This is a genomic window from Kitasatospora sp. YST-16, from assembly GCF_026802215.1.
In the GTDB taxonomy this organism is placed as follows: Bacteria; Actinomycetota; Actinomycetes; order Streptomycetales; family Streptomycetaceae; genus Kitasatospora; species Kitasatospora cineracea.
In genome coordinates, this window is the sequence record NZ_CP113837.1 from 2,966,585 (window position 1) to 2,988,569 (window position 21,985).

Consider the following 21,985-nt stretch of genomic DNA (forward strand, 5'->3'; position numbering starts at 1 on the left):
GCTGGAACCGTGCATCGACTCAACGCCTGGCTCCGCCGACATCCCATGGTCGTCGACTCGGCCTGGGCGCTGCTGGTGCTGATGCTCGGCGTGCTCGCCGCGGCCGAGTCGACCGGCCTGCCGGACGCCCCGATGCCGTCCTGGAAGCACTACACCGGCATCGCGGTCGCCTGCCTGCTGCCCGCCCTGATGGTGGTGCGCCGCCGCTGGCCGGACGCCACCACGGCGGCCGCCGTGGCGATCGGCCTCGGCCAGGTCGCGCTCCGCGTCGACCCCGGCGCCTCCAGCATCGCCTTCCTGGTCTTCGGCTACACCGGCGCCGCGTTCGGCCGCGCCTGGACGTCCCGGCTGGCGCTGGCCGCGAGCCTGGCGGCCGGCCCGCTGACGCTGTGGCGGCTGACGCCCGCCGAGCAGCGCGGGGACGGCTACAAGGCGGTGTTCCTGGCCGTCCTGATGACCACCCCGTTCGTGCTCTGCTGGGCCTGGGGCCGGCTCACCCGGGTCCGCCGCGCCTACCTGGTCGAGCTGGAGGACCGGGCCGCCCGGCTGGAGCGCGAGCGCGACGCCCAGGCCCAGGTCGCGGTCGCCGCCGAGCGCGCCCGGATCGCCCGCGAACTGCACGACGTGGTCGCGCACAACGTCTCGGTGATGATCGTCCAGGCCGACGGCGCCGCCTACGTGCTGGACTCCTCCCCGCAGCAGGCCAAGGAGGCGCTGGGCACCATCGCCTCCACCGGCCGCCAGGCGCTCGCCGAGATGCGCCGCCTGCTCGGCGTGCTGCGCACCGCCGACACGGCCGGCGAGTACGTGCCGCAGCCCGGCGTCGAGGAGCTCCCCGAGCTGCTGGAGCAGGTCCGCACGGCCGGCCTGCCGGTCGAGTTCACCGCCACCGGCGAGGTCCGCGAACTGCCCCGCGGCCTCGAACTGACGGTCTACCGGATCGTCCAGGAGGCCCTCACCAACGTCCGCAAGCACGGCGGCCCGAACGCCCGGGCCAAGGTCGCCGTCGACTTCCGCGACGGCGACCTGGAGGTCCTGGTCGAGGACGACGGCCGCGGCTCCACCAGCGAACAGCTCGCCGGCGGCACCGACGGCCTCGGCCACGGCCTGATCGGCATGCGCGAGCGCGTCGGTATGGTCAGCGGCAGCCTGGACGTCGGGCCCCGGCCCGGCGGCGGTTTCCGGATCCGGGCCGTCCTGCCCCTCAAAGCATCCAAATGAATGGAGACCGACCGATGCCGATCCGCGTGATGCTGGTCGACGACCAGGAACTGCTGCGCACCGGCTTCCGGATGGTCCTGCAGTCGCAGGGCGACATCGAGATCGCCGCCGAGGCGGGCGACGGCCAGCAGGCCCTCGACGTGCTGCGCACCGCCGAGGTCGACGTGATCCTGATGGACGTCCGGATGCCCCGCCTCGACGGCGTCCAGGCCACCCGCCGGATCTGCCTCGACGACCACGGCGCCCCGGTCGAGCACGCCCCCCGGGTCCTCATCCTCACCACCTTCGACCTGGACGAGTACGCCTTCGCCGCGCTCAAGGCCGGCGCCTCCGGCTTCCTGCTCAAGGACGTCCCGCCGGTCGAACTGGTCGCCGCGATCCGCTCCGTGCACGGCGGCGACGCGGTGGTCGCCCCCACCACCACCCGCCGCATGATCGACCGCTTCGCCGAGGTCCTCCCCACCCCCGCCAGCACCCCCGGCTCCCCCGTCCTCGGCCCCCTCACCGACCGCGAGCGCGAGGTCTTCCTGCTCGTCGCCCAGGGCCTGTCCAACGGCGAGATCGCCGCCCGCCTGGTCCTCTCCGAAGCCACCGTCAAGACCCACGTCGGCCGCATCCTCGCCAAACTCGGCCTCCGCGACCGCGTCCAGGCCGTCGTCCTCGCCTACGAGAACGGCCTCGTCCGCGCCGGCGAGACCCCCTGACGGGGGCGGCGCTCCCCGGCTCCCGCACCCCGCCCGCCCACCCGTGCACCTCTCGCCCAGGTGCACCCGCGCCCGCCGCACCGGGCCTCCGAACCGAGCCCGCCCTCGGCGTCCGCACGGGCCGGAAACCCCCGTACCATTGACCGGTACGTCTGGTACCCCTAGAGGACTGGAACGGAAGAGTGCTGCCCGACTTCGGAGACCCCTCCGACCCCGGTAACCGCCCCGCCCGGCTCGCCGTCGGCGTCGTCGGCGCCGGCCGCGTCGGCCCCGCCCTGGGAGCCGCCCTGCAGCTCGCGGGCCACCGCGTCGTCGCCGCGTCCGGCGTCTCCACCGCGTCCCGCCGCCGCGCCGAGGCCCTGCTGCCGGGGGTGCGCCTGGTGACGCCCCCGCAGGTGATGGCGGCGGCGGACCTGGTGCTGCTGACCGTCCCGGACGACGCCCTGCCCGACCTGGTGCAGGGCCTGGCCTCGACCGGCGCCGTCCGCCCCGGCCAGCTGCTCGTGCACACCTCGGGCGCGCACGGCGTGGCCGTCCTGGAGCCGGCCACCCGCGTCGGCGCGCTGCCGCTGGCGCTGCACCCGGCGATGACCTTCACCGGCACCTCCGTGGACGTGGCCCGGCTGGCCGGCTGCCCGTTCGGGGTGACGGCCCCGGAGGAGCTCCGCCCGGTCGCCGAGGCGCTGGTGGTGGAGATGGGCGGCGAGCCGGCCTGGATCCCCGAGGAGGTCCGGCCGCTCTACCACACGGCCCTCGCGCACGGCGCGAACCACCTGGTCACCCTGGTCGCGCAGGCGATGGAGCTGCTCCGCACGGCGGGCGTCGCCGAGCCCGGCCAGCTGCTCGGCCCGCTGCTGGGCGCGGCCCTGGACAACGCGCTGCGCTCCGGCGACCTGGCGCTGACCGGCCCGGTGGCCCGCGGTGACGTCGGGACGGTGCGCACGCACCTGGGCCGACTCGCTACGGTGACCCCGGACATCGGCCAGGCGTACCGGGCGATGGCGCGGGCCACCGCCCAGCGCGCGGTGGCCAACGGCACGTTGAAGCCGGAGCCGGCGGCGGCGCTGCTGGACGTACTGAACGAGGAGAAGCACTGATGGCACGCGACAGGCGCCCGGCGAAGGCCCCGAAGGCGGCGAAGGTCCGCAAGGCGGTGCTGACCCGCACCGTGGACGAGTTCGAGGCCGCGTTCTGGCCGGACGAGCAGCCGGTGGACAACGCCGTGGTGATGACCATGGGCGCGCTGCACGCGGGCCACGCGGCGCTGGTGCGCGAGGCCCGCCGCCGGGTCGGCAAGGACGGCCGGGTCGCGGTGACGGTCTTCGTGAACCCGCTGCAGTTCGGCGCCGGCGAGGACCTGGACCGCTACCCGCGCACCCTGGACGAGGACGTCGCGCTGGCCGAGGAGATGGGCGCGGACGTGGTGTTCGCCCCGACCGTCGAGGAGATGTACCCGAACGGCGAGCCGCTGGTGCGGCTCTCCGCGGGCCCGATGGGCGAGGGCTTCGAGGGCGCCTCCCGGCCGGGCCACTTCGACGGGATGCTGACCGTGGTCGCCAAGCTGCTGCACATCACCGACCCGGACTTCGCGGTGTTCGGCGAGAAGGACGCCCAGCAGCTGGCGATCGTCCGCCGGATGGTCGCCGACCTGGACTTCGACGTGGAGGTCGTCGGCGTCCCGACCGTCCGCGAGGAGGACGGCCTGGCGCTGTCCTCCCGCAACCGCTTCCTCTCCGGGGCCGAGCGCGTCCAGGCGCTCGCCCTCTCCCGCGCCCTGTTCGCCGGCCGGGACGCCGGCGCGCAGGGCCCGAAGGCCGTCCGCGAGGCGGCCGCCGCCGTGCTCGAGGGCGCGGACGGCGTCTCCCCCGACTACCTGGCCCTGGTCGACCCGCTGTCCTTCACCGAGGCGCCGGACGACTTCCAGGGCGAGGCGGTGCTCGCCGTCGCGGCCCGGGTCGGCTCGACCCGGCTGATCGACAACGTGAGCGTCATCGTCCGCTAACCCGGACACCCGGGGCGGTCGGACCTCCCTAAGGCCCGCCCGCCCCTCCCATCCCGGTACCAGCACCCTCAGGCATGCACTCACAGGAGGCGTGACCCATGCTCCGCACCATGCTCAAGTCCAAGATCCACCGTGCCACCGTCACCCAGGCCGACCTGCACTACGTCGGGTCGGTCACGGTCGACGAGGACCTGCTCGACGCCGCGGACCTGCTCCCCGGAGAGCTGGTCCACATCGTCGACATCAACAACGGAGCCCGGCTGGAGACCTACACCATCGCCGGCCCGCGCGGCTCGGGCGTCATAGGCATCAACGGCGCCGCCGCCCGCCTGGTCCACCCCGGCGACCTGGTGATCCTGATCGCCTACGGGCAGATGGACACCGCCGAGGCCAAGTCCTACCTCCCGAAGGTGGTCTTCGTCGACGGGCACAACCGGATCACCGGCCTCGGCGGCGACCCCGCGGACGCCCCCGAGGGCAGCGGACTGCTGCGTGGCGACGCCGCGTACGGTGGTCCGAACGGCGCGGCCGACGCCGCCGCGCGCTGAAGGAGCAGCTGAACCCATGTCGCACCGCCTGACCGCCCCCGCCCCCGGCTGGACCACGAGCACCGACGTGGTCGTGATCGGCTCCGGCGTGGCCGGGCTCACCGTCGCGCTCAACGCCCGCAAGGCCGGCCTGCGGGCCATGGTGGTCACCAAGGCGGTGCTGGACGAGGGCTCCACCCGCTGGGCCCAGGGCGGCATCGCCGCCGCCCTGGGCGAGGGCGACACCCCCGAGCAGCACCTGCAGGACACCCTGGTCGCCGGCGCCGGCCTGTGCGACGAGGAGGCGGTGCGCGCCCTGGTCACCGAGGGCCCGGACGCGGTGCGCCGGCTCATCGAGACCGGCGCCGAGTTCGACCTCGACGCGGACGGCGAGATCGTGCTGACCCGCGAGGGCGGCCACCACCGCCGCCGGATCGCGCACGCCGGCGGCGACGCCACCGGCGCCGAGATCGAGCGCGCCCTGGTCGCCGCCGTCGAGGCCGACCCGGGCCTCGAACTGATCGAGCACGCCCTGGTCCTGGACCTGCTCACCGACGCCGACGGCCACGCCTCCGGCGTCACCCTGCACGTGATGGGCGAGGGCCAGCGCGACGGCGTCGGCGCGATCCTGGCCCGCGCCGTGGTGCTGGCCACCGGCGGCATGGGCCAGATCTTCTCGGCCACCACCAACCCGGCGGTCTCCACCGGCGACGGCATCGCGCTCGCCCTGCGGGCCGGCGCCGAGGTCACCGACCTGGAGTTCGTCCAGTTCCACCCGACCGTGCTGTTCCTCGGCCCGGACGCGCAGGGCCAGCAGCCGCTGGTCTCCGAGGCGGTCCGCGGCGAGGGCGCCCACCTGGTCGACGCCGACGGCGTCCGCTTCATGGTCGGCCAGCACGAACTGGCCGAGCTCGCCCCGCGCGACATCGTCGCCAAGGCGATCATCCGCCGGATGCACGCCCAGGGGACCCGGCACATGTACCTGGACGGGCGGCACTTCGGCGCCGAGATGTGGGAGCACCGCTTCCCCACCATCCTGGCCGCCTGCCGGGCGCACGGCATCGACCCGGTCACCGAGCCGATCCCGGTCTCCCCCGCCGCCCACCACGCCTCCGGCGGCGTCCGCACCGACCTGCACGGCCGTACCACCGTCCCGGGCCTGTACGCCTGCGGCGAGGTGGCCTGCACCGGCGTGCACGGCGCCAACCGGCTGGCCTCCAACTCGCTGCTGGAGGGCCTGGTCTTCGCCGAGCGGATCGCCGCCGACCTGGCCGCGCTGAACGCCGCCGGCAAGCTCCCGGCCCGCACCGTCACCACCGACGCGGCGCACGCCGCGACCCCGGTGCCGCTGCTGCCCGACACGGCCCGCGGCGGGATCCAGCACCTGATGACGTCCGGCGCGGGCGTGATCCGCTCCGCGGACTCGCTGGCCGCCACCGCCAAGGGCCTGGCGGCCCTGGCCGACCCGGACCACCCCGCCGACCCCTCCGTGGAGACCTGGGAGGCCACCAACCTCCACCAGGTCGCCACCGCCCTCACCACCGCCGCCGCCCTCCGCCAGGAGACCCGCGGCTGCCACTGGCGCGAGGACTTCCCCGACCGCGACGACGTCCACTGGCACCGCCACGTCGTCCACCCCCTCGCCGACTGACGCCCTCCCGTCCCGCCGAAACCTGGAGCCCCGCCACCATGTCCCACTCCGAACTCCCCCTCCTGTCCACCGAGTCCGGCGGCTGCGGCGACGGCTGCGCGTGCGGCGAGGGCGAGGAGTACGAGACCGGGCTCGACCCGGCGCTCGCCGCGCTGCTGGAGGACGCCGGGCTGGACCCGGTCGAGGTGGAGGACGTGGCGATGATGGCCCTGTCCGAGGACCTGGCCGGCGGCGAGGACGTCACCTCGGTGGCGACCGTCCCGGCCGAGGCCGTCGCCACCGCGGACTTCACCGCCCGGCAGGCCGGCGTGGTGGCCGGCCTGCGGGTCGCGGAGGCCGTCGTCTCGCTGGTCTGCGAGGAGGAGTTCGAGGTCGAGCGACACGTCGAGGACGGCGAACTCGTCGCCCCCGGCCAGGTGCTGCTCTCGGTGCGCAGCCGCACCCGGGACCTGCTCACCGCCGAGCGCTCGGCGCTGAACCTGCTCTGCCACCTGTCCGGCATCGCCACCGCCACCCGGGCCTGGGCGGACGCCCTGGAGGGCACCGGCGCGGTGGTCCGCGACACCCGCAAGACCACGCCGGGCCTGCGCGCGCTGGAGAAGTTCGCGGTGCGGGCCGGCGGCGGCGCCAACCACCGGATGGCGCTGTCCGACGCGGCGCTGGTGAAGGACAACCACGTGGTCGCCGCGGGCGGCGTCGCCGAGGCGTTCACCGCCGTCCGGGAGGCGTTCCCGGAGCTGCCGATCGAGGTCGAGATCGACACGGTCGAGCAGATCGAGCCCGTCCTGGCGGCCGGCGCGGACCTGATCCTGCTGGACAACTTCTCCACCGAGCAGCTGCGCGAGGCGGTCGCCCTGGTCGCGGGCCGGGCGAAGCTGGAGGCTTCCGGCGGCCTGACCCTGGCCACCGCGCGCGAGGTCGCCGAGACTGGTGTCGACTACCTGGCCGTCGGCGCCCTGACGCACTCCGCGCCGATCCTCGACATCGGCCTGGACCTCCGCAGCTCCTGACCCTTCGAAGCAGAAAGCGCCCCATGCTCCTCACCATCGACGTCGGCAACACCCAGACCACGCTCGGCCTGTTCGACGGCGAGGAGATCGTCGAGCACTGGCGGATCTCCACCGACCCGCGCCGCACCGCGGACGAACTCGCGGTCCTGCTCCAGGGGTTGATGGGCGCCCACCCGATCGTCTCGGCGGACGACCGGGTGGCCGGCCTGGCGATCTGCTCCTCCGTCCCGGCGGTCCTGCACGAGCTGCGCGAGGTGACCCGCCGCTACTACGGGGACGTCCCGGCGGTGATCGTCGAGCCGGGCGTGAAGACCGGCGTGCACGTGCTGATGGACAACCCGAAGGAGGTCGGCGCGGACCGGATCGTCAACGCGCTGGCCGCCAACCACCTGTACGGCGGCCCGTGCATCGTGGTCGACTTCGGCACCGCGACGACCTTCGACGCGATCAACGCGCGCGGCGACTACGTGGGCGGCGCGATCGCCCCGGGCATCGAGATCTCGGTGGACGCCCTGGGCGGCCGCACCGCGATGCTCCGCAAGATCGAGCTGGCCCGCCCGCGCAACGTGATCGGCAAGAACACCGTCGAGGGCATGCAGTCGGGCATCCTGTACGGCTTCGCCGGGCAGGTGGACGGCCTGGTCAACCGGATGGCCAAGGAGCTCGCCAAGGACCCGAACGACGTCCAGGTGATCGCCACCGGCGGCCTGGCCCCGCTGGTCCTCGGCGAGGCCGACTCGATCGACGTGCACGAGCCCTGGCTGACCCTGATCGGCCTGCGCCTGATCTTCGAGCGCAACCGCCCGGCCACCGCGGCCTGACGCCCCGCCGGCCCTGCCCGCCCCGGGCCCCGGACCCCGCCGCGAGGTCCGGGGCCCGCCGCGATCCCGGGCCCGCCCCGGATGCACCATCTCATAGGCCAATCGGGACAAACACGTCATCAATCGCCATAAGTCGGACGTACGACACGTACTGTCGACCCATGCCAACGCCACACGGATCGCGCGGCGGCATGGCCTTCAGCGCCGATGAAGTCCGGGTGCTGCGCCGTGTCCTCGCCCAAGCCCTCTACCCGGCCGCGCCCGACCGGCTCCCGGTGCCCACCGCGACCGGCGAGCTGTGGGCCGAGGACGTCCAGGACGCGCTCCGGCTGACCGAGTCCATCGACGAGGCGGTCCAGGAGGGCGGGCGGCTGCGCGCCTTCATGCTCACCGACCTGGCCCGCTACCGCGCCGCCCTGCCGGGCAGCGCCGCGGGCTACCTGGACCGCCTGGAGGAGGCCGTCACCGACGGCTACCTGCCCACCGCCGAGGACCTCTCGGCGCTGCGCTCGCTCTCCCGCCAGCCCTGCGGCCCGCCCGAGCAGGCCCGCCGCTCCCGGCTCGCCGGGCGCTGCCACGCGCTCGCCGAGGCCGAGGTCCGCGAGCGGCTCTCCCTGGGCTCCGGGCAGCGGCACCTCGCGGCGGTGCCGAGCCCGGCGTCCGAACCCCAGCCCGCCACCCCCGTTGGAGGACGGTTCCCGATGAGCGACCAGCAGCAGCCCCCGCACCCGGCCGACCGGCCCCGCCCGCGCCGGATGCCCACCCCCGCCGAACTGTTCGGCCGCCGCACCCGCACCACCCCGCACCAGGACCCCCCGGCCGACGAGGACCACCCGGAACTCGCCACCGGCACCGACGGCTGACACCCCGCCAGGACACCGAAGCCCCCTCCCCGGAGGGGGCTTTTCCGTGCCCCCGGGAGATGTGTCGACAATGTGAGGCTTTCGCGGAGAATCCTTCGGTAAAGATCTGGCAAAACCTTCGGACAATAGGTCGACCACATCCCGAACTGTCCGATTTATCAGCCCGCCCGACGTCACCCCACCCCCCTATGGTCTGGCTCGATCGCATTCGAAAGATCGAAGGGTCAACGTGGGGAATTCGCGTGTCCCGCGCGTGGCGGCCACCGGCGTTCCGCCGGCCGCCGACCTCCTGACGCACACCGGCGGGCCCCGACCGGAGGCCACCGACGGGCCGGTGCCGACCGGACGCCGCCGCCGCAAGGCCGGGGCGCACCGCTGAGGCACCCGCACACCTCCGGCGTCCCCGCCCACCCGGCCGGGCCGACAGGGGCGCCGCCCACCTCACCAGTACCGAGGAAGCCCATGCAGCACCCCCGTTCCCGGACGCTCGCCGCGTCCGCCGCACTCACCGTCCTCGCGCTCGGCGCCTTCGCCGTCCCGGCCCAGGCCGCCGAGCAGATCACCCTGGACGCCGTCCCCGCGATCTCGCTGCCCACCGACCAGGCCGACGGCACGACGCTGTTCATCGACGCCCGCGGCACCGCCACCACCGAGGGCGACCTGGTCGTCACCTACGACACGACCGGCCTGGCCGGCATCGCGTCGCTCACCCCCGAGAGCGGCACCAGCCACGACTGCACCACCGCCGGGCAGCTCGTCACCTGCACCTACCGGCACTACTCCGTACCCGGCCACCCCGAGTTCGGCATGCAGTTCCAGCCGCGGCTGACCGCGCTCAAGGGCGCCCCGGCGAACACCGCCGGGCACCTGAAGGTCTCCCAGTCCTGGAAGGGCGCCGCGCCGCAGAGCATCGACGTCGCGGTCTACGCCGGCGGCCCCAGGCTGGCGTTCGCCAAGGACTTCGACAGCTCCCCGCGGCCCGCCGGCAAGCCCGGCACGGTCCTCAAGCAGTCCCTGGAGATCACCAACAAGGGCCCGTTGGAGAGCGGCCGGCTGGTGGTGGCGGCCGAGCTCTCGCCCGGCCTGACCTTCGAGAAGAAGTTCGCCAACTGCTCGTACGGCACCTCCCGCAACACCGACCCCCGGTACAGCGCGGGCAGCGCCGCCATCTGCACCATCAACACCTCGGTGCGGCCGGGCCAGCAGGTCACCGTCAACCCGCTGGAGTTCAAGGTCGGAGCCGACGCGCTCTACCCGGACATCCAGTTCTACGCCGTGCCCGAGACCGACACCCTGGTCTACCTGAACCGGGGCTTCACCTTCACCCCGGCCTCCGGCACCGGTGAGCGGCTGACCGTCCAGGGCGTGCCGGAGACCGACGGCACCAAGCCCGGCCCGCCGAACCTGCCCGGCGGCGAGAACGACGGACGCGACAGCGTGATCGTCCAGTACCGGGTCGACAGCACCGCGGACTTCGCCGTGCTCGGCACCTGGACCCCGTCCGACGGCGGCCGGAAGGGCGTTCTGAGGACCGGCGTGCACAACAACGGCCCGGCCTCGGTCGCCTACGCGCGCAGCGGCAACGCGGTCGCCGCCGAGCTGGTGACGCTGCCCGCCGGGGTCACCGTCGACGGGCAGCTGCCGGACGGCTGCTTCGTCCGCGAGGAGCTCCCGAACGTGGTGACCTGCCACACCACGGCGTACGTCGGCAACGGCACCGAGCAGACCTTCGACCTGCCGCTCGCGGTCGCCGACCCGACCTCCGCCCCGAAGGTCCTCCTCGGCATCACCCCCGAGGACGGCGGCTACAACAACCGCGTCGAGCCGCTGGCGTTCGACAGCGAGAACGCCAACAACACCGCCGTGGTGGCCCTCGGCACCACCGGCTCCACCGCCGCGCCGACCACCAAGCCCGGCGGCGGCACCGGCTCCACCGGCTCCACCACCGGCGGCGGCTCGACCACCGGCGGGAACGGCGGCTCCACCGCCTCCGCCTCCGCCACCGCCACGTCGAGCGCCACGGCCACCGGCTCGACCGGCTCGACCGGCTCGACCGCCGGCGGCAACCTGGCCTCCACCGGCGGCGGCCAGGGCACCGGCACCATGCTCGGCCTGGGCATCGGCGCCGTGGTGCTCGGCGGCGGCGTGCTCGTCGCCGCCCGCCGCCGCAAGGCCGGCGCGCGCGGCTGAACCGCCGCCGGGGCACCGGTCCGCCGCTCCGGCGGGCCGGTGCCCCGGCGCGTCCAGGGCCTCCGGCGCGCGCCGCCCGATATCCCGTGGCGGAGCGGCCCGTGAGCCTGGCTACCCTGGTGGGGTGAGCGATCAGAGCACTCTCCCCGCGACCGACGACCTTCCCGAGCAGATGCGCGTCCGGCGCGAGAAGCTGGACCGGCTCCGGGCGGCCGGCATCGACCCGTACCCGGTCGGTTTCCCCCGCACCTCCACCATCGCCGACCTGCGCGCCAAGCACCCCGACCTGGCCCCGGACACCGCCACCGGCGAGCGGGTCGGCATCACCGGCCGGGTGGTCCTGGCCCGCACCGGCGGCAAGCTCTGCTTCGCCACCCTGCGCGACGGCTCCGGCGACCTCCAGGTGATGCTGTCCCTGGACAAGCTCGGCGCCGAGCGGCTGGCCGCCTGGAAGGGCGACATCGACCTCGGCGACCAGGTCGGCGTCGAGGGCGAGGTGATCACCTCCAAGCGCGGCGAGCTCAGCGTGATGGTCGACCGCTGGGAGCTGACCGCCAAGTGCCTGCGCCCGCTGCCGGACAAGCACAAGGGCCTGAGCGACCCGGAGGCCCGGGTCCGCCAGCGCTACGTCGACCTGATCGTGAACCCCGAGGCGCGCGAGATGCTGCAGCTGCGCACCAAGGTGATCCGCTCGATCCGCCGCACCTACGAGGACCGCGGCTACCTCGAGGTCGAGACCCCGATGCTGCAGCCGATCCACGGCGGCGCCAACGCCCGCCCGTTCGTGACGCACATCAACGCGTACGACATCGACCTGTACCTGCGCATCGCCACCGAGCTGTACCTCAAGCGCCTGGTGGTCGGCGGCGCCGAGAAGGTCTTCGAGATCAACCGGAACTTCCGCAACGAGGGCGCGGACGCCACCCACAACCCGGAGTTCACCGCCCTGGAGTCGTACGAGGCGTACGGCGACTACGACACCCAGGCCGAGCTGATCCGGGCGATCGTCGTCAACGCCGCCCGGGACGCGCTGGGCACCACCGTGGTCAGGGGCGTCGGCCCGGACGGCACCGAGCACGAGATCGACCTGGCCGAGCCCTGGCAGGAGGTCTCGGTCTACCCGGGCATCTCCGCGCACCTGGGCACCGAGGTCACCCCCGCCACCTCCGTGGAGGAGCTGCGGAAGCTGGCCGTGGAGCACGACCTGGACCAGTACCTGGACCCGAACTGGGACCACGGCCAGATCGTCCTGGAGCTGATCGAGCGCCTGCTGGAGCACCACGCGATCAAGCCGACCTTCATCAGGGACTACCCGACCTCGGTCTCCCCGCTGACCCGGCAGCACCGCTCGATCGAGGGCGTCGCCGAGAAGTGGGACCTGGTGATCTTCGGCACCGAGCTGGGCACCGCCTACTCGGAGCTGATCGACCCGGTCGAGCAGCGCGCCCGGCTCACCGCGCAGTCCCTGCTGGCGGCCGGCGGCGACGTCGAGGCGATGCAGGTGGACGAGGACTTCCTGCGCGCCCTGGAGTACGCGATGCCGCCCACCGGCGGCCTCGGCCTGGGCGTGGACCGCCTGATCATGCTGCTCACCGGCAAGAACATCCGCGAGACGGTGCTCTTCCCGCTGGTGAAGCCCGAGAAGGCGGAGCGGGCCGAGAAGGCCGCGAAGAGCGAGAAGGCCGCCGACGCGGCCGAGTCCGACACCACCGAGGAGTGACCGTGGAGTACGTCAGCGCGATCGTCCCGCCGCTGGTCATGGCGGTCGGTTTCGCCTTCCTGGTGCGGGCCATCATCCGCAGCCAGGGCGGCGCCCAGAAGTCGAAGGAGGACGCCGTGGCCGAGGCCATGGCGGCGCGTTCCTCCGCCGAATAGCGGTATCCGCGGCGGCGCGGCGTTCCCCCCTCCGGGGAACGGCGCGCCGCCGCGTTTGCCGTTTGCCGCCTTTTGTCCGCATCGGTCCTATCCTTGGCGGCACTATGGTGCGGCAACTCGGAGAACTCGAGAACGACATCATGACCCGGGTGTGGCAGTGGAACCGCCCGGTCACGGTTCGGGAGGTTCTGCAGGATCTGCGGGCGGAACGCGAAATCGCGTACACCACCGTGATGACGGTGCTCGACAAGCTCTACCGAAAGGGCTGGGTGCGCCGGGAGCGCGCGGGGCGCGCATACCGATATGAGCCGGTCTCCTCGCGCGAGGCGTACACCGCCGCGCTGATGAACGACGCCTGGGCGACGAGCGACAATCCGGCGGCCGCCCTGGTGCACTTCTTCGGGATGATGTCGCCGGAACAGCGCGAGTGGTTGCGCGACGCGCTGCGGGTGGCGGGCGTCGATACCGAGGAGACCGGGCCCCCCGCGGCACGATAACGTTCCCCGCCATGGAGGTCACCATCCGCCGTGCGCGGACCACCGACGTGCGCGCCATCCGTCGGCTCATCGACGCGTACTCCCGCGACGGCATTCTGCTCGACAAGCCCACCGTCACCCTGTTCGAATCCGTCCAGGAGTTCTGGGTCGCCGAACGCGACCAGGACGGCGGGGTGGTGGCCTGCGGCGCGCTCCACGTGATGTGGGAGGACCTCGCCGAGGTCCGCACCCTCGCGGTGGACCCGGTCTGCAAGGGCCTCGGTATCGGGCACCGGCTGCTGGACAAGCTGCTGGAGACCGCGCGCTGGCTCGGCGTCCGTCGGATTTTCTGCCTGACGTTCGAGGTTCCGTTCTTCTCGAAACACGGGTTCGTCGAGATCGGCGAAAACGACGATCGTACGGCAGACCCGGCGGCCGTGGCCACAGAAGTCTATGAAGAACTCCTGCGCTCGTACGACGAAGGCGTCGCCGAGTTCCTCGACCTGGAGCGGGTGAAGCCGAACACGCTGGGCAACTCGCGCATGCTGCTGCACCTCTGAGTGATGCCCCGCGGCGCGACCGGCGACACAGGGGTTTGTGTTTTCCGGGAAAAGACGCTTTCCTTTCTCTAGGCAATGGACCGTTATCGCGGAAAGGGAAGCCCGTGGCACAGAGGGTTCAGGTCATTCTGGAAGACGATCTCGACGGCGGATCCGCGGACGAGACGGTGACGTTCGCCCTGGACGGTGTGGCCTACGAGATCGACCTGAAGAGCGACAACGCGGAGAAGCTCCGCGTCCTGCTCGCCCCGTACGTCGAGAAGGGCCGCAAGCAGAGCGGCCGGCTCACCGCCCCGCGTCGCGGCGGCAGCGGCCGGAGCGCCGGGCGGTCCGCGGCGGCCGGGCAGGCCGACACCGCCAAGATCCGCACATGGGCGAAGGAGAACGGCCTCGCGGTCAACGACCGCGGCCGCGTCCCGAGCAACGTGCGCGAGGCGTACGAGAAGGCCAACGCGTCCTGACGCACGGGCCCCGGCGGGGCCCTCAGCGGGCGGGCGGCAGGCCCAGCCGCTCCCGCGCGCAGGCGTCCGCCAGGGCGTCCAGCAGGCGGAGCAGGTCGGGCGAGCGCAGGTCCAGGGCGGGGCGCGGCGCCCCGGCCCGCAGCCAGTCGGCGGTCCGCGGCTCGGGCACCCGGGGTCGCCCGGGTGCGCCGCGCGGGCCTCGATCGGCAGCCGCAGCTCCGGGCCCCAGCCGAGCCAGCGGAGCAGGTCGGGCACCGGCTCGGCGGCCCCGGGGGCGAGCAGGAAGACGGCCCGGTCGGCCTGCCGCAGCACCGGCCCGGTGGCGCGGCCCAGCCGCTCCAGGCGGCCCAGCGCGGCCCGCGCGGGCCCCAGCGGCGCCAGCACCCGGTCCGAGCCGCGCCAACCGGCGGCCGCACGGGGTGCGGCGGGGGCGGCGGGCAGCGGACGGGTCACGACCTGTGCAACGCTGGAGGGGCCGGGCGGTCACGCGACCGCCACCGGGACGGCGGTACGCCCCCCGCGGCCGACCTGATGGTCCGTCACCTCCGGAGCCGGGTCGGCCGACTTCTCGCCAGGCGAACACGCACCCCGCGGAAACCGCGCGAAACCCGCCGGATTACCGGGTATGAATGCTGGTGGACGGGGTCGCAGGAGCCCGGCCGCAGCACGCCGCGGGGCCGGTGAACCGGTTCCACCGAACCGTGTTCGCCGTTGGCGTAGCGGGATCCGGTGCATCGGGCCCGCCGCTGGGAACACCGTCTCCCAGCATCAGGTTGGGAAAGGTGTCGGCTGGTCGCGCAGCATGTTGCTCCCGCTCCGTGGGAGTTCCGTAGCCGCGCTGCTGAGCGGGACTAGCATGCGGAAGGACAGGGCGGGGACGGCCCCCGAACTGACCGACCGCTCTGAGGAGCGATTAACGATGTTCGAGAGGTTCACCGACCGCGCGCGGCGGGTTGTCGTCCTGGCACAGGAAGAAGCCCGGATGCTCAACCACAACTACATCGGCACCGAGCACATCCTCCTGGGCCTGATCCACGAGGGCGAGGGTGTCGCCGCAAAGGCGCTGGAGAGCCTCGGCATCTCGCTCGAGGCGGTCCGCCAGCAGGTGGAGGAGATCATCGGCCAGGGCCAGCAGGCCCCGTCCGGCCACATCCCCTTCACCCCCCGGGCGAAGAAGGTCCTGGAGCTGTCGCTCCGCGAGGCCCTCCAGCTCGGCCACAACTACATCGGCACCGAGCACATCCTGCTCGGCCTGATCCGCGAGGGCGAGGGCGTCGCCGCCCAGGTCCTGGTGAAGCTCGGCGCCGACCTGAACCGGGTGCGCCAGCAGGTGATCCAGCTGCTGTCGGGCTACCAGGCCGGCAGCGGCAAGGAGTCGGCCACGGCCGGCGGCCCGGCCGAGGGCACCCCGTCCACCTCCCTGGTGCTCGACCAGTTCGGCCGCAACCTGACGCAGGCCGCCCGCGAGGCCAAGCTCGACCCGGTGATCGGGCGCGAGAAGGAGATCGAGCGGGTCATGCAGGTGCTGTCCCGCCGCACCAAGAACAACCCGGTGCTGATCGGCGAGCCCGGCGTCGGCAAGACCGCCGTGGTCGAGGGCCTGGCCCAGGCGATCGTCAAGGGCGAGGTCCCGGAGACGCTGAAGGACAAGCAGCTCTACACGCTGGACCTCGGCGCCCTGGTGGCCGGTTCGCGCTACCGCGGTGACTTCGAGGAGCGCCTGAAGAAGGTGCTCAAGGAGATCCGCACCCGCGGCGACATCATCCTGTTCATCGACGAGCTGCACACCCTGGTCGGCGCGGGCGCCGCCGAGGGCGCGATCGACGCCGCCTCCATCCTGAAGCCGATGCTGGCCCGCGGTGAGCTGCAGACCATCGGCGCCACCACGCTGGACGAGTACCGCAAGCACCTGGAGAAGGACGCCGCGCTGGAGCGCCGCTTCCAGCCGATCCAGGTCGCCGAGCCCTCGCTCCCGCACACCATCGAGATCCTCAAGGGCCTGCGCGACCGGTACGAGGCGCACCACCGCGTCTCGATCACCGACGCCGCCCTGGTCGCCGCCGCCACCCTGGCCGACCGGTACATCTCGGACCGCTTCCTGCCGGACAAGGCGATCGACCTGATCGACGAGGCCGGTTCCCGGATGCGCATCCGCCGGATGACCGCGCCGCCGGACCTGCGCGAGTTCGACGAGAAGATCGCCGAGGTCCGCCGGGAGAAGGAGTCCGCGATCGACGCGCAGGACTTCGAGAAGGCCGCGTCGCTGCGCGACAACGAGAAGCAGCTGCTCCAGGCGAAGGCCAAGCGGGAGAAGGAGTGGAAGGCCGGCGACATGGACGTCGTGGCCGAGGTGGACGAGGAGCTCATCGCCGAGGTCCTGGCCACCGCCACCGGCATCCCGGTCTTCAAGCTGACCGAGGAGGAGTCCTCGCGCCTGCTGCGCATGGAGGACGAGCTGCACAAGCGGGTCATCGGCCAGGAGGACGCCATCAAGGCGCTCTCCCAGGCGATCCGCCGCACCCGTGCCGGCCTGAAGGACCCGAAGCGCCCCGGCGGTTCGTTCATCTTCGCCGGCCCGTCCGGTGTCGGTAAGACCGAGCTGTCCAAGACCCTGGCGGAGTTCCTGTTCGGGGACGAGGACGCGCTGATCGCGCTCGACATGTCCGAGTTCTCCGAGAAGCACACCGTCTCGCGGCTGTTCGGCTCCCCGCCCGGGTACGTGGGCTACGAGGAGGGCGGCCAGCTCACCGAGAAGGTGCGCCGCAAGCCGTTCTCGGTCGTCCTCTTCGACGAGGTCGAGAAGGCCCACCCGGACATCTTCAACTCGCTGCTGCAGATCCTGGAAGACGGTCGCCTGACCGACTCCCAGGGCCGGGTCGTGGACTTCAAGAACACGGTCATCATCATGACCACCAACCTCGGCACCCGGGACATCTCCAAGGGCTTCAACCTGGGCTTCGCGGCCACGGGTGACGTCCAGGCCGGCTACGAGCGGATGAAGGCGAAGGTCGGCGAGGAGCTCAAGCAGCACTTCCGCCCCGAGTTCCTCAACCGCGTCGACGACATCGTGGTCTTCCACCAGCTGTCCGAGGCGAACATCATCGAGATCGTCGACCTGATGATCGCCCGGGTCGACCAGCGGATGAAGGACCGGGACATGGGCATCGAGCTCAGCCCGGAGGCCAAGAGCCTGCTGGCCAAGCGCGGCTACGACCCGATCCTGGGCGCGCGTCCGCTGCGCCGCACGATCCAGCGGGAGATCGAGGACCACCTGTCCGAGAAGATCCTGTTCGGTGAGCTGCGGTCCGGCCACATCGTGGTCGTCGGCGTGGAGGGCGAGGGCAAGGAAGCCAAGTTCACCTTCCGCGGCGAGGAGAAGTCCCCGGTGGCGGACACTCCGGCGGCGGTCTCGGCGGCCGGCCCGGATCTGACGAAGTAATAGCACCGCAAAGCACTCGGCAAGCCTCCGCCCCCGACCTGTCCAGGTCGGGGGCGGAGGCTTTTCGGTGCGCCGCTTTTCAGTTGAAAAACTGTTTAGGTTTCCGTGTGCTGTGAATACGGGCCCGGCGGGCCGCCGAACGGGTGGACCGCGGCACGGTGCGGGCACGATCGGCCCTTGGCGGCCCGGCCCCGCAGGTAGGTTGACGGTCCGTCAGGCGAACCGGGTTGCGGGAGCATAGCGGCGTGGCCATGGCCCGGTCAAGGTCTTTCTTTTTTACCGGACCTTGGGTCAAATGTCGTCCACCTGTCTTGCATTGGTTCACCGGTCAGGCCATCAGCCCCACCGGTAAGGGGAGGACGTCACCACGTTGAAAATAACCAAGAGGGCTGTCGCGGCTTCCGCCGCCGTCGCGGTGACCGCCGCGCTCGGCGCCGGAATGCTCCCGGGGACGGCCACCGCCGCCCCGGCGGCCACGACGATCACTGACCCGGCCGACGCCGTCCAGAACGACAGCGTTCCGCGCGAGCTGCAGAGCCCGCTGGCGGACAAGCAGCAGGCCGAGCAGACCGCTGCGGTGGAGCAACTGGTCAACGGGACCGCGAAGGTCGAGCAGCACGGCAACGGCTCCTCGATCAAGCTGGGCCGCGACAAGTACGTCGAGCTGTCCCGCGAGCGCACCGACAAGATCTTCACGATCCTCGTCGACTTCGGCGACCAGGTGGACACCACCACCAAGACCGCCGACGGCAAGGTCAAGTACGGCGGCACCCCCGGCCCGGCGCACAACCAGATCGCCGCCCCGGACCGCAAGAACGACAACTCGACGGCCTGGCAGGCGGACTACAACCAGGCGCACTACCAGGACATCTACTTCGCGAAGGACAAGCCTTCGCTGAAGACGTACTACGAGCGCCAGTCCTCCGGCCGGTACTCGGTCGACGGCCTGGTCACCGACTGGGTGCGGGTGCCGTGGAACGAGGCCCGCTACGGCTCGGACTACTGCGGCCAGCACGTCTGCGCCAACGCGCAGGACCTGATCCGCGACGGCATCGACGCCTGGGTCGCCGACCAGAAGGCCAAGGGCCGCACCGACGCCCAGATCAAGGCCGACCTGGCGCAGTACGACCAGTGGGACCGTTACGACTACAACGGCAACGGCAACTTCAACGAGCCGGACGGCTACCTGGACCACTTCCAGATCGTCCACGCCGGTGAGGACCAGTCGGCCGGCGGCGGCGTGCAGGGCACGGACGCGCTGTGGGCGCACCGCTCGTACGCGTACGCCAACCAGGCCGGCAAGACCGGCCCGGACAACAACAAGCTCGGCGGCACCCAGATCGGCGCCACCGGCCTGTGGGTCGGCGACTACACCATGCAGCCGGAGAACGGCGGCCTGGGCGTGTTCGCCCACGAGTACGGCCACGACCTGGGCCTGCCGGACCTGTACGACACCACCGGCCAGGGCATCGACAACTCGGTCGGCTTCTGGTCGCTGATGTCCTCCGGCTCCTGGCTGGGCGAGGGCAAGAACGAGATCGGCGACATGCCGAACGACCTCGACGTCTGGTCGAAGCTCAAGCTGGGCTGGCTGAACTACGACACCGCCAAGGCGGGCCAGACCTCGCTGTCGCTGCTCGGCCCGGTCGAGTACAACACCAAGCGCAAGCAGGGCCTGGTCGTCAACCTGCCGCCGAAGACCGTCACCACCGAGATCAACACCCCGTTCGAGGGTGGCAACGAGTGGTGGAGCGGCAGCGCCGACAACCTGAACGTCACGCTGACCCGCACCGTGGACCTGACCGGCAAGACCTCGGCCAAGCTGACCGCGAAGGCCTGGATCGACCTGGAGCAGGACTACGACTTCGCGTACGCCGAGGTCTCCACCGACGGCGGCAAGAACTGGTCCTCGCTGGCCGGCACCCTGAACGGCGCCGCCATCGCGGACAACGCCCTCACCGGCAGCACCAACGGCTGGGCCGACCTGGCCTTCCCGCTGGACGCCTACGCCGGCAAGTCGGTGCAGGTCCGCTTCCACAACACCACCGACCCGGGCGTCCACAACAAGGGCATCGCCCTGGACAACATCTCGGTGACCGCGGACGGCGCGGCCCTGTTCACCGACGGCGCCGAGAACGGCGACAACGGCTGGACCGCGGCAGGCTTCTCCCGGATCTCCGGCAAGTTCTCCAAGGACTACGACCAGCACTACCTGGTCGAGAACCGCCAGTACGTCTCGTTCGACACCACGCTGAAGACCGGCCCGTACAACTTCGGTTCGGCCGCCCGTCCGGACTGGGTGGAGCACTACGCCAACCAGAACGGCATCCTGATCTGGCTGTGGGACTCCTCGCAGTCCGACAACAACGTGTTCAACCACCCGGGCCAGGGCCTGATCCTGCCGGTCGACGCCCACCCGGCGCCGCTGAAGTGGAACGACGGCACGCTGATGCGTCCGCGCTTCCAGTCCTACGACGCGACCTTCGGCTCCGACCGCACCGACGGCCTGCAGCTGCACAAGGCCGACGCGCTCACCAAGATCCCGAGCTCGCGCGGCGTCACGGTCTTCAACGACCACACCACCAAGTACTGGTTCCCGGAGAACCAGTACAGCAGCGTCCAGGTCCCGGACACCGGCACCCAGATCGAGGTGCTGTGGCAGTCCCACAATGACCTGGAAGCCATGATCAAGGTGAAGCCCGTCAAGAAGTGACACCTGGTCGGTAGCACAGCGAGGGCCCCGGCGGTTTCCGAACCGCCGGGGCCCTCCCGCGTGCCCGGCCGGTCAGAGCAGGGCGAGGAAGTCCTGCAGCGCCGCGGTGACCTCCTTGGCGCTCCACCCGGCGGCGTCGGCGGCCACCGTCACCTCGGTCATCGACAGGCCGGGCTGCGGGCCCGGCTCGCGCCAGCCGCCGAACAGCGCGACGCCCTGCTCCTCGGCCTGCCGCAGGCCGGCCTCGTCGAGGAGCTCGGCGGGGTGCGGCAGCCAGAACTGGAACTGGTGGGTGTGCGGCGGCGCGGGGTGCACCCGGGCGCCCGGGGCCTCGGCGAGCGCGGCGGCGACCACCTTGGCGTGCGCCACGTACCCGGGCAGCCGGGGCAGCTCGCGCTCCAGCCCGGCCAGCGCGGAGAGCACCGCCGGCCACTGCTGCCAGAGGCTGCCGCCGTAGCGGTGCCGCCAGACCTTGAGCCGGCGGACGAACTCCTCCTCGCCGGCCACCAGGGCGCCGCTGTGGCCGCCGAGCGACTTGTAGCAGGAGACGTACACCGAGCCGGCCCGGGCGCAGACCTCCGGCAGGGTGCGGCCCAGGTGCGGGGCGGACTCCCAGAGCCGGGCGCCGTCCAGGTGGACCGGGCGGCCCTGCCGTTCGGCCAGCTCGTACAGCGCCTCCAGCTCGGCCCAGTCGGGCAGCAGGAAGCCGGCGTCGCGCAGCGGCAGCTCCAGCATCAGCACGTCGTACGGCTCGTCCAGGTCGGCCAGTTCGGCGGCGGTGGGGAGCCGGGGCGCGCCGGTGAGCGGGACGCTGCGCAGCCCGGACAGCACCTGGTGGGCGCGGCGCTCGTGGCGTTCGGGGTGGGCGAGCGGGTGCATGCCGACCACCGGGCCGTGGGTGTCGGCCCAGGTCTTCAGGGCGGCCTGCTGGGCCATCGTCCCGGTGGGGAAGTAGGCGGCGTCGGGCTTGCCGAGCAGCTCGGCGGTGCGGCGCTCCAGGGTGCGGACGATGCCGTTGCCGTACATGTCGACCGGCTCGTCCGGGGTGAGCGGGCCGTCGGCCAGGCCGGCCAGGTCGGCGAGCGCTTCGCGGACGGTCTGCGGGCGGCCGCCGGAGAGCAGCCGGCCGGCCTGGCGGCGGGCCCGGAAGCGGCGGTCCTGAACAGGGGTGTCGTTCATCAGCTGATCATCTCCGACGGGGATTCCCCGGCCGGGTGGCGGGGGCGGGTGGATCGGATGGTGCAGCTGGTTCGAAGCGCTGTTCTACCCGGGGCGGTTCGGGCCCAAACCGGGCGGTTCCCGGTGGCGCTGCTCACAGCACATTTCCGACATACGACCCGGGATAGGAGGTTTGGGGCGCGAAAAGCCGTTCGGGCCGACGCCTCGCGGGGGTATTCCGGCCGCCTTCCGCACTACCGGCCGTCGTAGGTCACACGCTTGGGCCTTCGCATCCGGGTCGTTTACACCGGAGT

The 21,985-nt window shown here is 72.3% G+C and carries 17 protein-coding genes and 2 pseudogenes; 17 read left to right on the plus strand and 2 right to left on the minus strand.

Annotated features, from left to right (window positions below):
- The first annotated feature begins 9 nt into the window (after positions 1 to 9).
- The 15 genes and pseudogenes from OU787_RS13470 to OU787_RS13540 all read left to right on the plus strand — a co-directional run bounded on the left by OU787_RS13470 (position 10) and on the right by OU787_RS13540 (position 14,361).
- Positions 10 to 1,221, plus strand: a complete 1,212-nt coding sequence (locus tag OU787_RS13470; RefSeq protein WP_030457885.1) for a sensor histidine kinase — start codon at positions 10 to 12, stop codon at positions 1,219 to 1,221.
- 14 nt (positions 1,222 to 1,235) lie between these two features.
- Positions 1,236 to 1,925: a response regulator gene (locus OU787_RS13475; protein ID WP_268659452.1), complete on the plus strand. Its 690-nt coding sequence runs from the start codon at positions 1,236 to 1,238 to the stop codon at positions 1,923 to 1,925.
- Positions 1,926 to 2,110: 185 nt separating this feature from the next.
- Positions 2,111 to 3,086 (plus strand): annotated as a pseudogene (locus OU787_RS13480) (Rossmann-like and DUF2520 domain-containing protein); the annotation flags it as partial.
- Positions 3,022 to 3,927 (plus strand): pantoate--beta-alanine ligase, encoded by a 906-nt coding sequence (gene panC, locus OU787_RS13485; protein WP_268659454.1) that lies wholly within the window; start codon positions 3,022 to 3,024, stop codon positions 3,925 to 3,927. The pseudogene OU787_RS13480 and the gene panC, both read left to right, overlap by 65 nt.
- Before the next feature lie 98 nt (positions 3,928 to 4,025).
- Positions 4,026 to 4,475: an aspartate 1-decarboxylase gene (gene panD, locus OU787_RS13490; RefSeq protein ID WP_268659455.1), complete on the plus strand. Its 450-nt coding sequence runs from the start codon at positions 4,026 to 4,028 to the stop codon at positions 4,473 to 4,475.
- Between the two features lie 16 nt (positions 4,476 to 4,491).
- On the plus strand, positions 4,492 to 6,105 hold the full coding sequence (locus OU787_RS13495; protein WP_030457890.1) for an L-aspartate oxidase: 1,614 nt from the start codon (positions 4,492 to 4,494) through the stop codon (positions 6,103 to 6,105).
- Positions 6,106 to 6,143: 38 nt separating this feature from the next.
- Positions 6,144 to 7,115, plus strand: coding sequence for a carboxylating nicotinate-nucleotide diphosphorylase (gene nadC / locus OU787_RS13500; RefSeq protein ID WP_268659456.1), 972 nt, complete (start codon positions 6,144 to 6,146; stop codon positions 7,113 to 7,115).
- 23 nt (positions 7,116 to 7,138) lie between these two features.
- Positions 7,139 to 7,936: a type III pantothenate kinase gene (locus OU787_RS13505; protein WP_014136518.1), complete on the plus strand. Its 798-nt coding sequence runs from the start codon at positions 7,139 to 7,141 to the stop codon at positions 7,934 to 7,936.
- Positions 7,937 to 8,097: 161 nt separating this feature from the next.
- Positions 8,098 to 8,799, plus strand: coding sequence for a hypothetical protein (locus tag OU787_RS13510; RefSeq protein ID WP_268659457.1), 702 nt, complete (start codon positions 8,098 to 8,100; stop codon positions 8,797 to 8,799).
- 462 nt (positions 8,800 to 9,261) lie between these two features.
- Positions 9,262 to 10,989 carry an LPXTG cell wall anchor domain-containing protein gene (locus OU787_RS13515; RefSeq protein ID WP_268659458.1) on the plus strand — a complete coding sequence of 576 codons (1,728 nt, stop codon included), beginning with the start codon at positions 9,262 to 9,264 and terminating at the stop codon, positions 10,987 to 10,989.
- A 160-nt stretch (positions 10,990 to 11,149) separates the two neighbouring features.
- Positions 11,150 to 12,631, plus strand: a pseudogene (gene lysX / locus OU787_RS13520) (bifunctional lysylphosphatidylglycerol synthetase/lysine--tRNA ligase LysX); the annotation flags it as partial.
- 80 nt (positions 12,632 to 12,711) lie between these two features.
- On the plus strand, positions 12,712 to 12,864 hold the full coding sequence (locus OU787_RS13525) for a hypothetical protein (protein ID WP_030457895.1): 153 nt from the start codon (positions 12,712 to 12,714) through the stop codon (positions 12,862 to 12,864).
- Positions 12,865 to 12,968: 104 nt separating this feature from the next.
- Positions 12,969 to 13,361: a BlaI/MecI/CopY family transcriptional regulator gene (locus OU787_RS13530; protein ID WP_030457896.1), complete on the plus strand. Its 393-nt coding sequence runs from the start codon at positions 12,969 to 12,971 to the stop codon at positions 13,359 to 13,361.
- A gap of 11 nt (positions 13,362 to 13,372) precedes the next feature.
- On the plus strand, positions 13,373 to 13,900 hold the full coding sequence (locus tag OU787_RS13535; RefSeq protein ID WP_030457897.1) for an amino-acid N-acetyltransferase: 528 nt from the start codon (positions 13,373 to 13,375) through the stop codon (positions 13,898 to 13,900).
- A 104-nt stretch (positions 13,901 to 14,004) separates the two neighbouring features.
- Positions 14,005 to 14,361, plus strand: coding sequence for a histone-like nucleoid-structuring protein Lsr2 (locus OU787_RS13540; RefSeq protein WP_268659459.1), 357 nt, complete (start codon positions 14,005 to 14,007; stop codon positions 14,359 to 14,361).
- A gap of 22 nt (positions 14,362 to 14,383) precedes the next feature.
- On the opposite strand, the gene OU787_RS13545 is transcribed toward OU787_RS13540, so the two are convergent.
- Positions 14,384 to 14,530, minus strand: coding sequence for a hypothetical protein (locus OU787_RS13545; RefSeq protein ID WP_268659460.1), 147 nt, complete (start codon positions 14,528 to 14,530; stop codon positions 14,384 to 14,386).
- Between the two features lie 750 nt (positions 14,531 to 15,280).
- Between OU787_RS13545 and OU787_RS13550 the strand changes: the two genes are divergently transcribed.
- Both OU787_RS13550 and OU787_RS13555 read left to right on the plus strand, forming a co-directional pair.
- Positions 15,281 to 17,800 (plus strand): ATP-dependent Clp protease ATP-binding subunit, encoded by a 2,520-nt coding sequence (locus OU787_RS13550; protein WP_030457900.1) that lies wholly within the window; start codon positions 15,281 to 15,283, stop codon positions 17,798 to 17,800.
- Positions 17,801 to 18,170: 370 nt separating this feature from the next.
- Positions 18,171 to 20,513, plus strand: coding sequence for an immune inhibitor A domain-containing protein (locus OU787_RS13555; protein WP_035953768.1), 2,343 nt, complete (start codon positions 18,171 to 18,173; stop codon positions 20,511 to 20,513).
- A gap of 72 nt (positions 20,514 to 20,585) precedes the next feature.
- Here OU787_RS13555 and OU787_RS13560 read toward each other — a convergent pair whose 3' ends face one another.
- A complete protein-coding gene (locus tag OU787_RS13560; RefSeq protein WP_268659461.1) occupies positions 20,586 to 21,692 on the minus strand; it encodes a threonine aldolase family protein in 1,107 nt (368 codons plus the stop codon).
- Positions 21,693 to 21,985: the final 293 nt, after the last annotated feature.

Excerpts from the sequence above, each read along its gene's own strand:
- OU787_RS13475 (WP_268659452.1), top strand. The coding sequence starts at position 1,236 with ATGCCGATCCGCGTGATGCTGGTCGACGACCAGGAACTGCTGCGCACC.
- panC (WP_268659454.1), top strand. The coding sequence starts at position 3,022 with ATGGCACGCGACAGGCGCCCGGCGAAGGCCCCGAAGGCGGCGAAGGTC.
- panD (WP_268659455.1), top strand. The coding sequence starts at position 4,026 with ATGCTCCGCACCATGCTCAAGTCCAAGATCCACCGTGCCACCGTCACC.
- OU787_RS13495 (WP_030457890.1), top strand. The coding sequence starts at position 4,492 with ATGTCGCACCGCCTGACCGCCCCCGCCCCCGGCTGGACCACGAGCACC.
- nadC (WP_268659456.1), top strand. The coding sequence starts at position 6,144 with ATGTCCCACTCCGAACTCCCCCTCCTGTCCACCGAGTCCGGCGGCTGC.
- OU787_RS13505 (WP_014136518.1), top strand. The coding sequence starts at position 7,139 with ATGCTCCTCACCATCGACGTCGGCAACACCCAGACCACGCTCGGCCTG.
- OU787_RS13510 (WP_268659457.1), top strand. The coding sequence starts at position 8,098 with ATGCCAACGCCACACGGATCGCGCGGCGGCATGGCCTTCAGCGCCGAT.
- OU787_RS13515 (WP_268659458.1), top strand. The coding sequence starts at position 9,262 with ATGCAGCACCCCCGTTCCCGGACGCTCGCCGCGTCCGCCGCACTCACC.
- OU787_RS13530 (WP_030457896.1), top strand. The coding sequence starts at position 12,969 with ATGGTGCGGCAACTCGGAGAACTCGAGAACGACATCATGACCCGGGTG.
- OU787_RS13535 (WP_030457897.1), top strand. The coding sequence starts at position 13,373 with ATGGAGGTCACCATCCGCCGTGCGCGGACCACCGACGTGCGCGCCATC.
- OU787_RS13550 (WP_030457900.1), top strand. The coding sequence starts at position 15,281 with ATGTTCGAGAGGTTCACCGACCGCGCGCGGCGGGTTGTCGTCCTGGCA.
- OU787_RS13560 (WP_268659461.1), bottom strand. The coding sequence starts at position 21,692 with ATGAACGACACCCCTGTTCAGGACCGCCGCTTCCGGGCCCGCCGCCAG.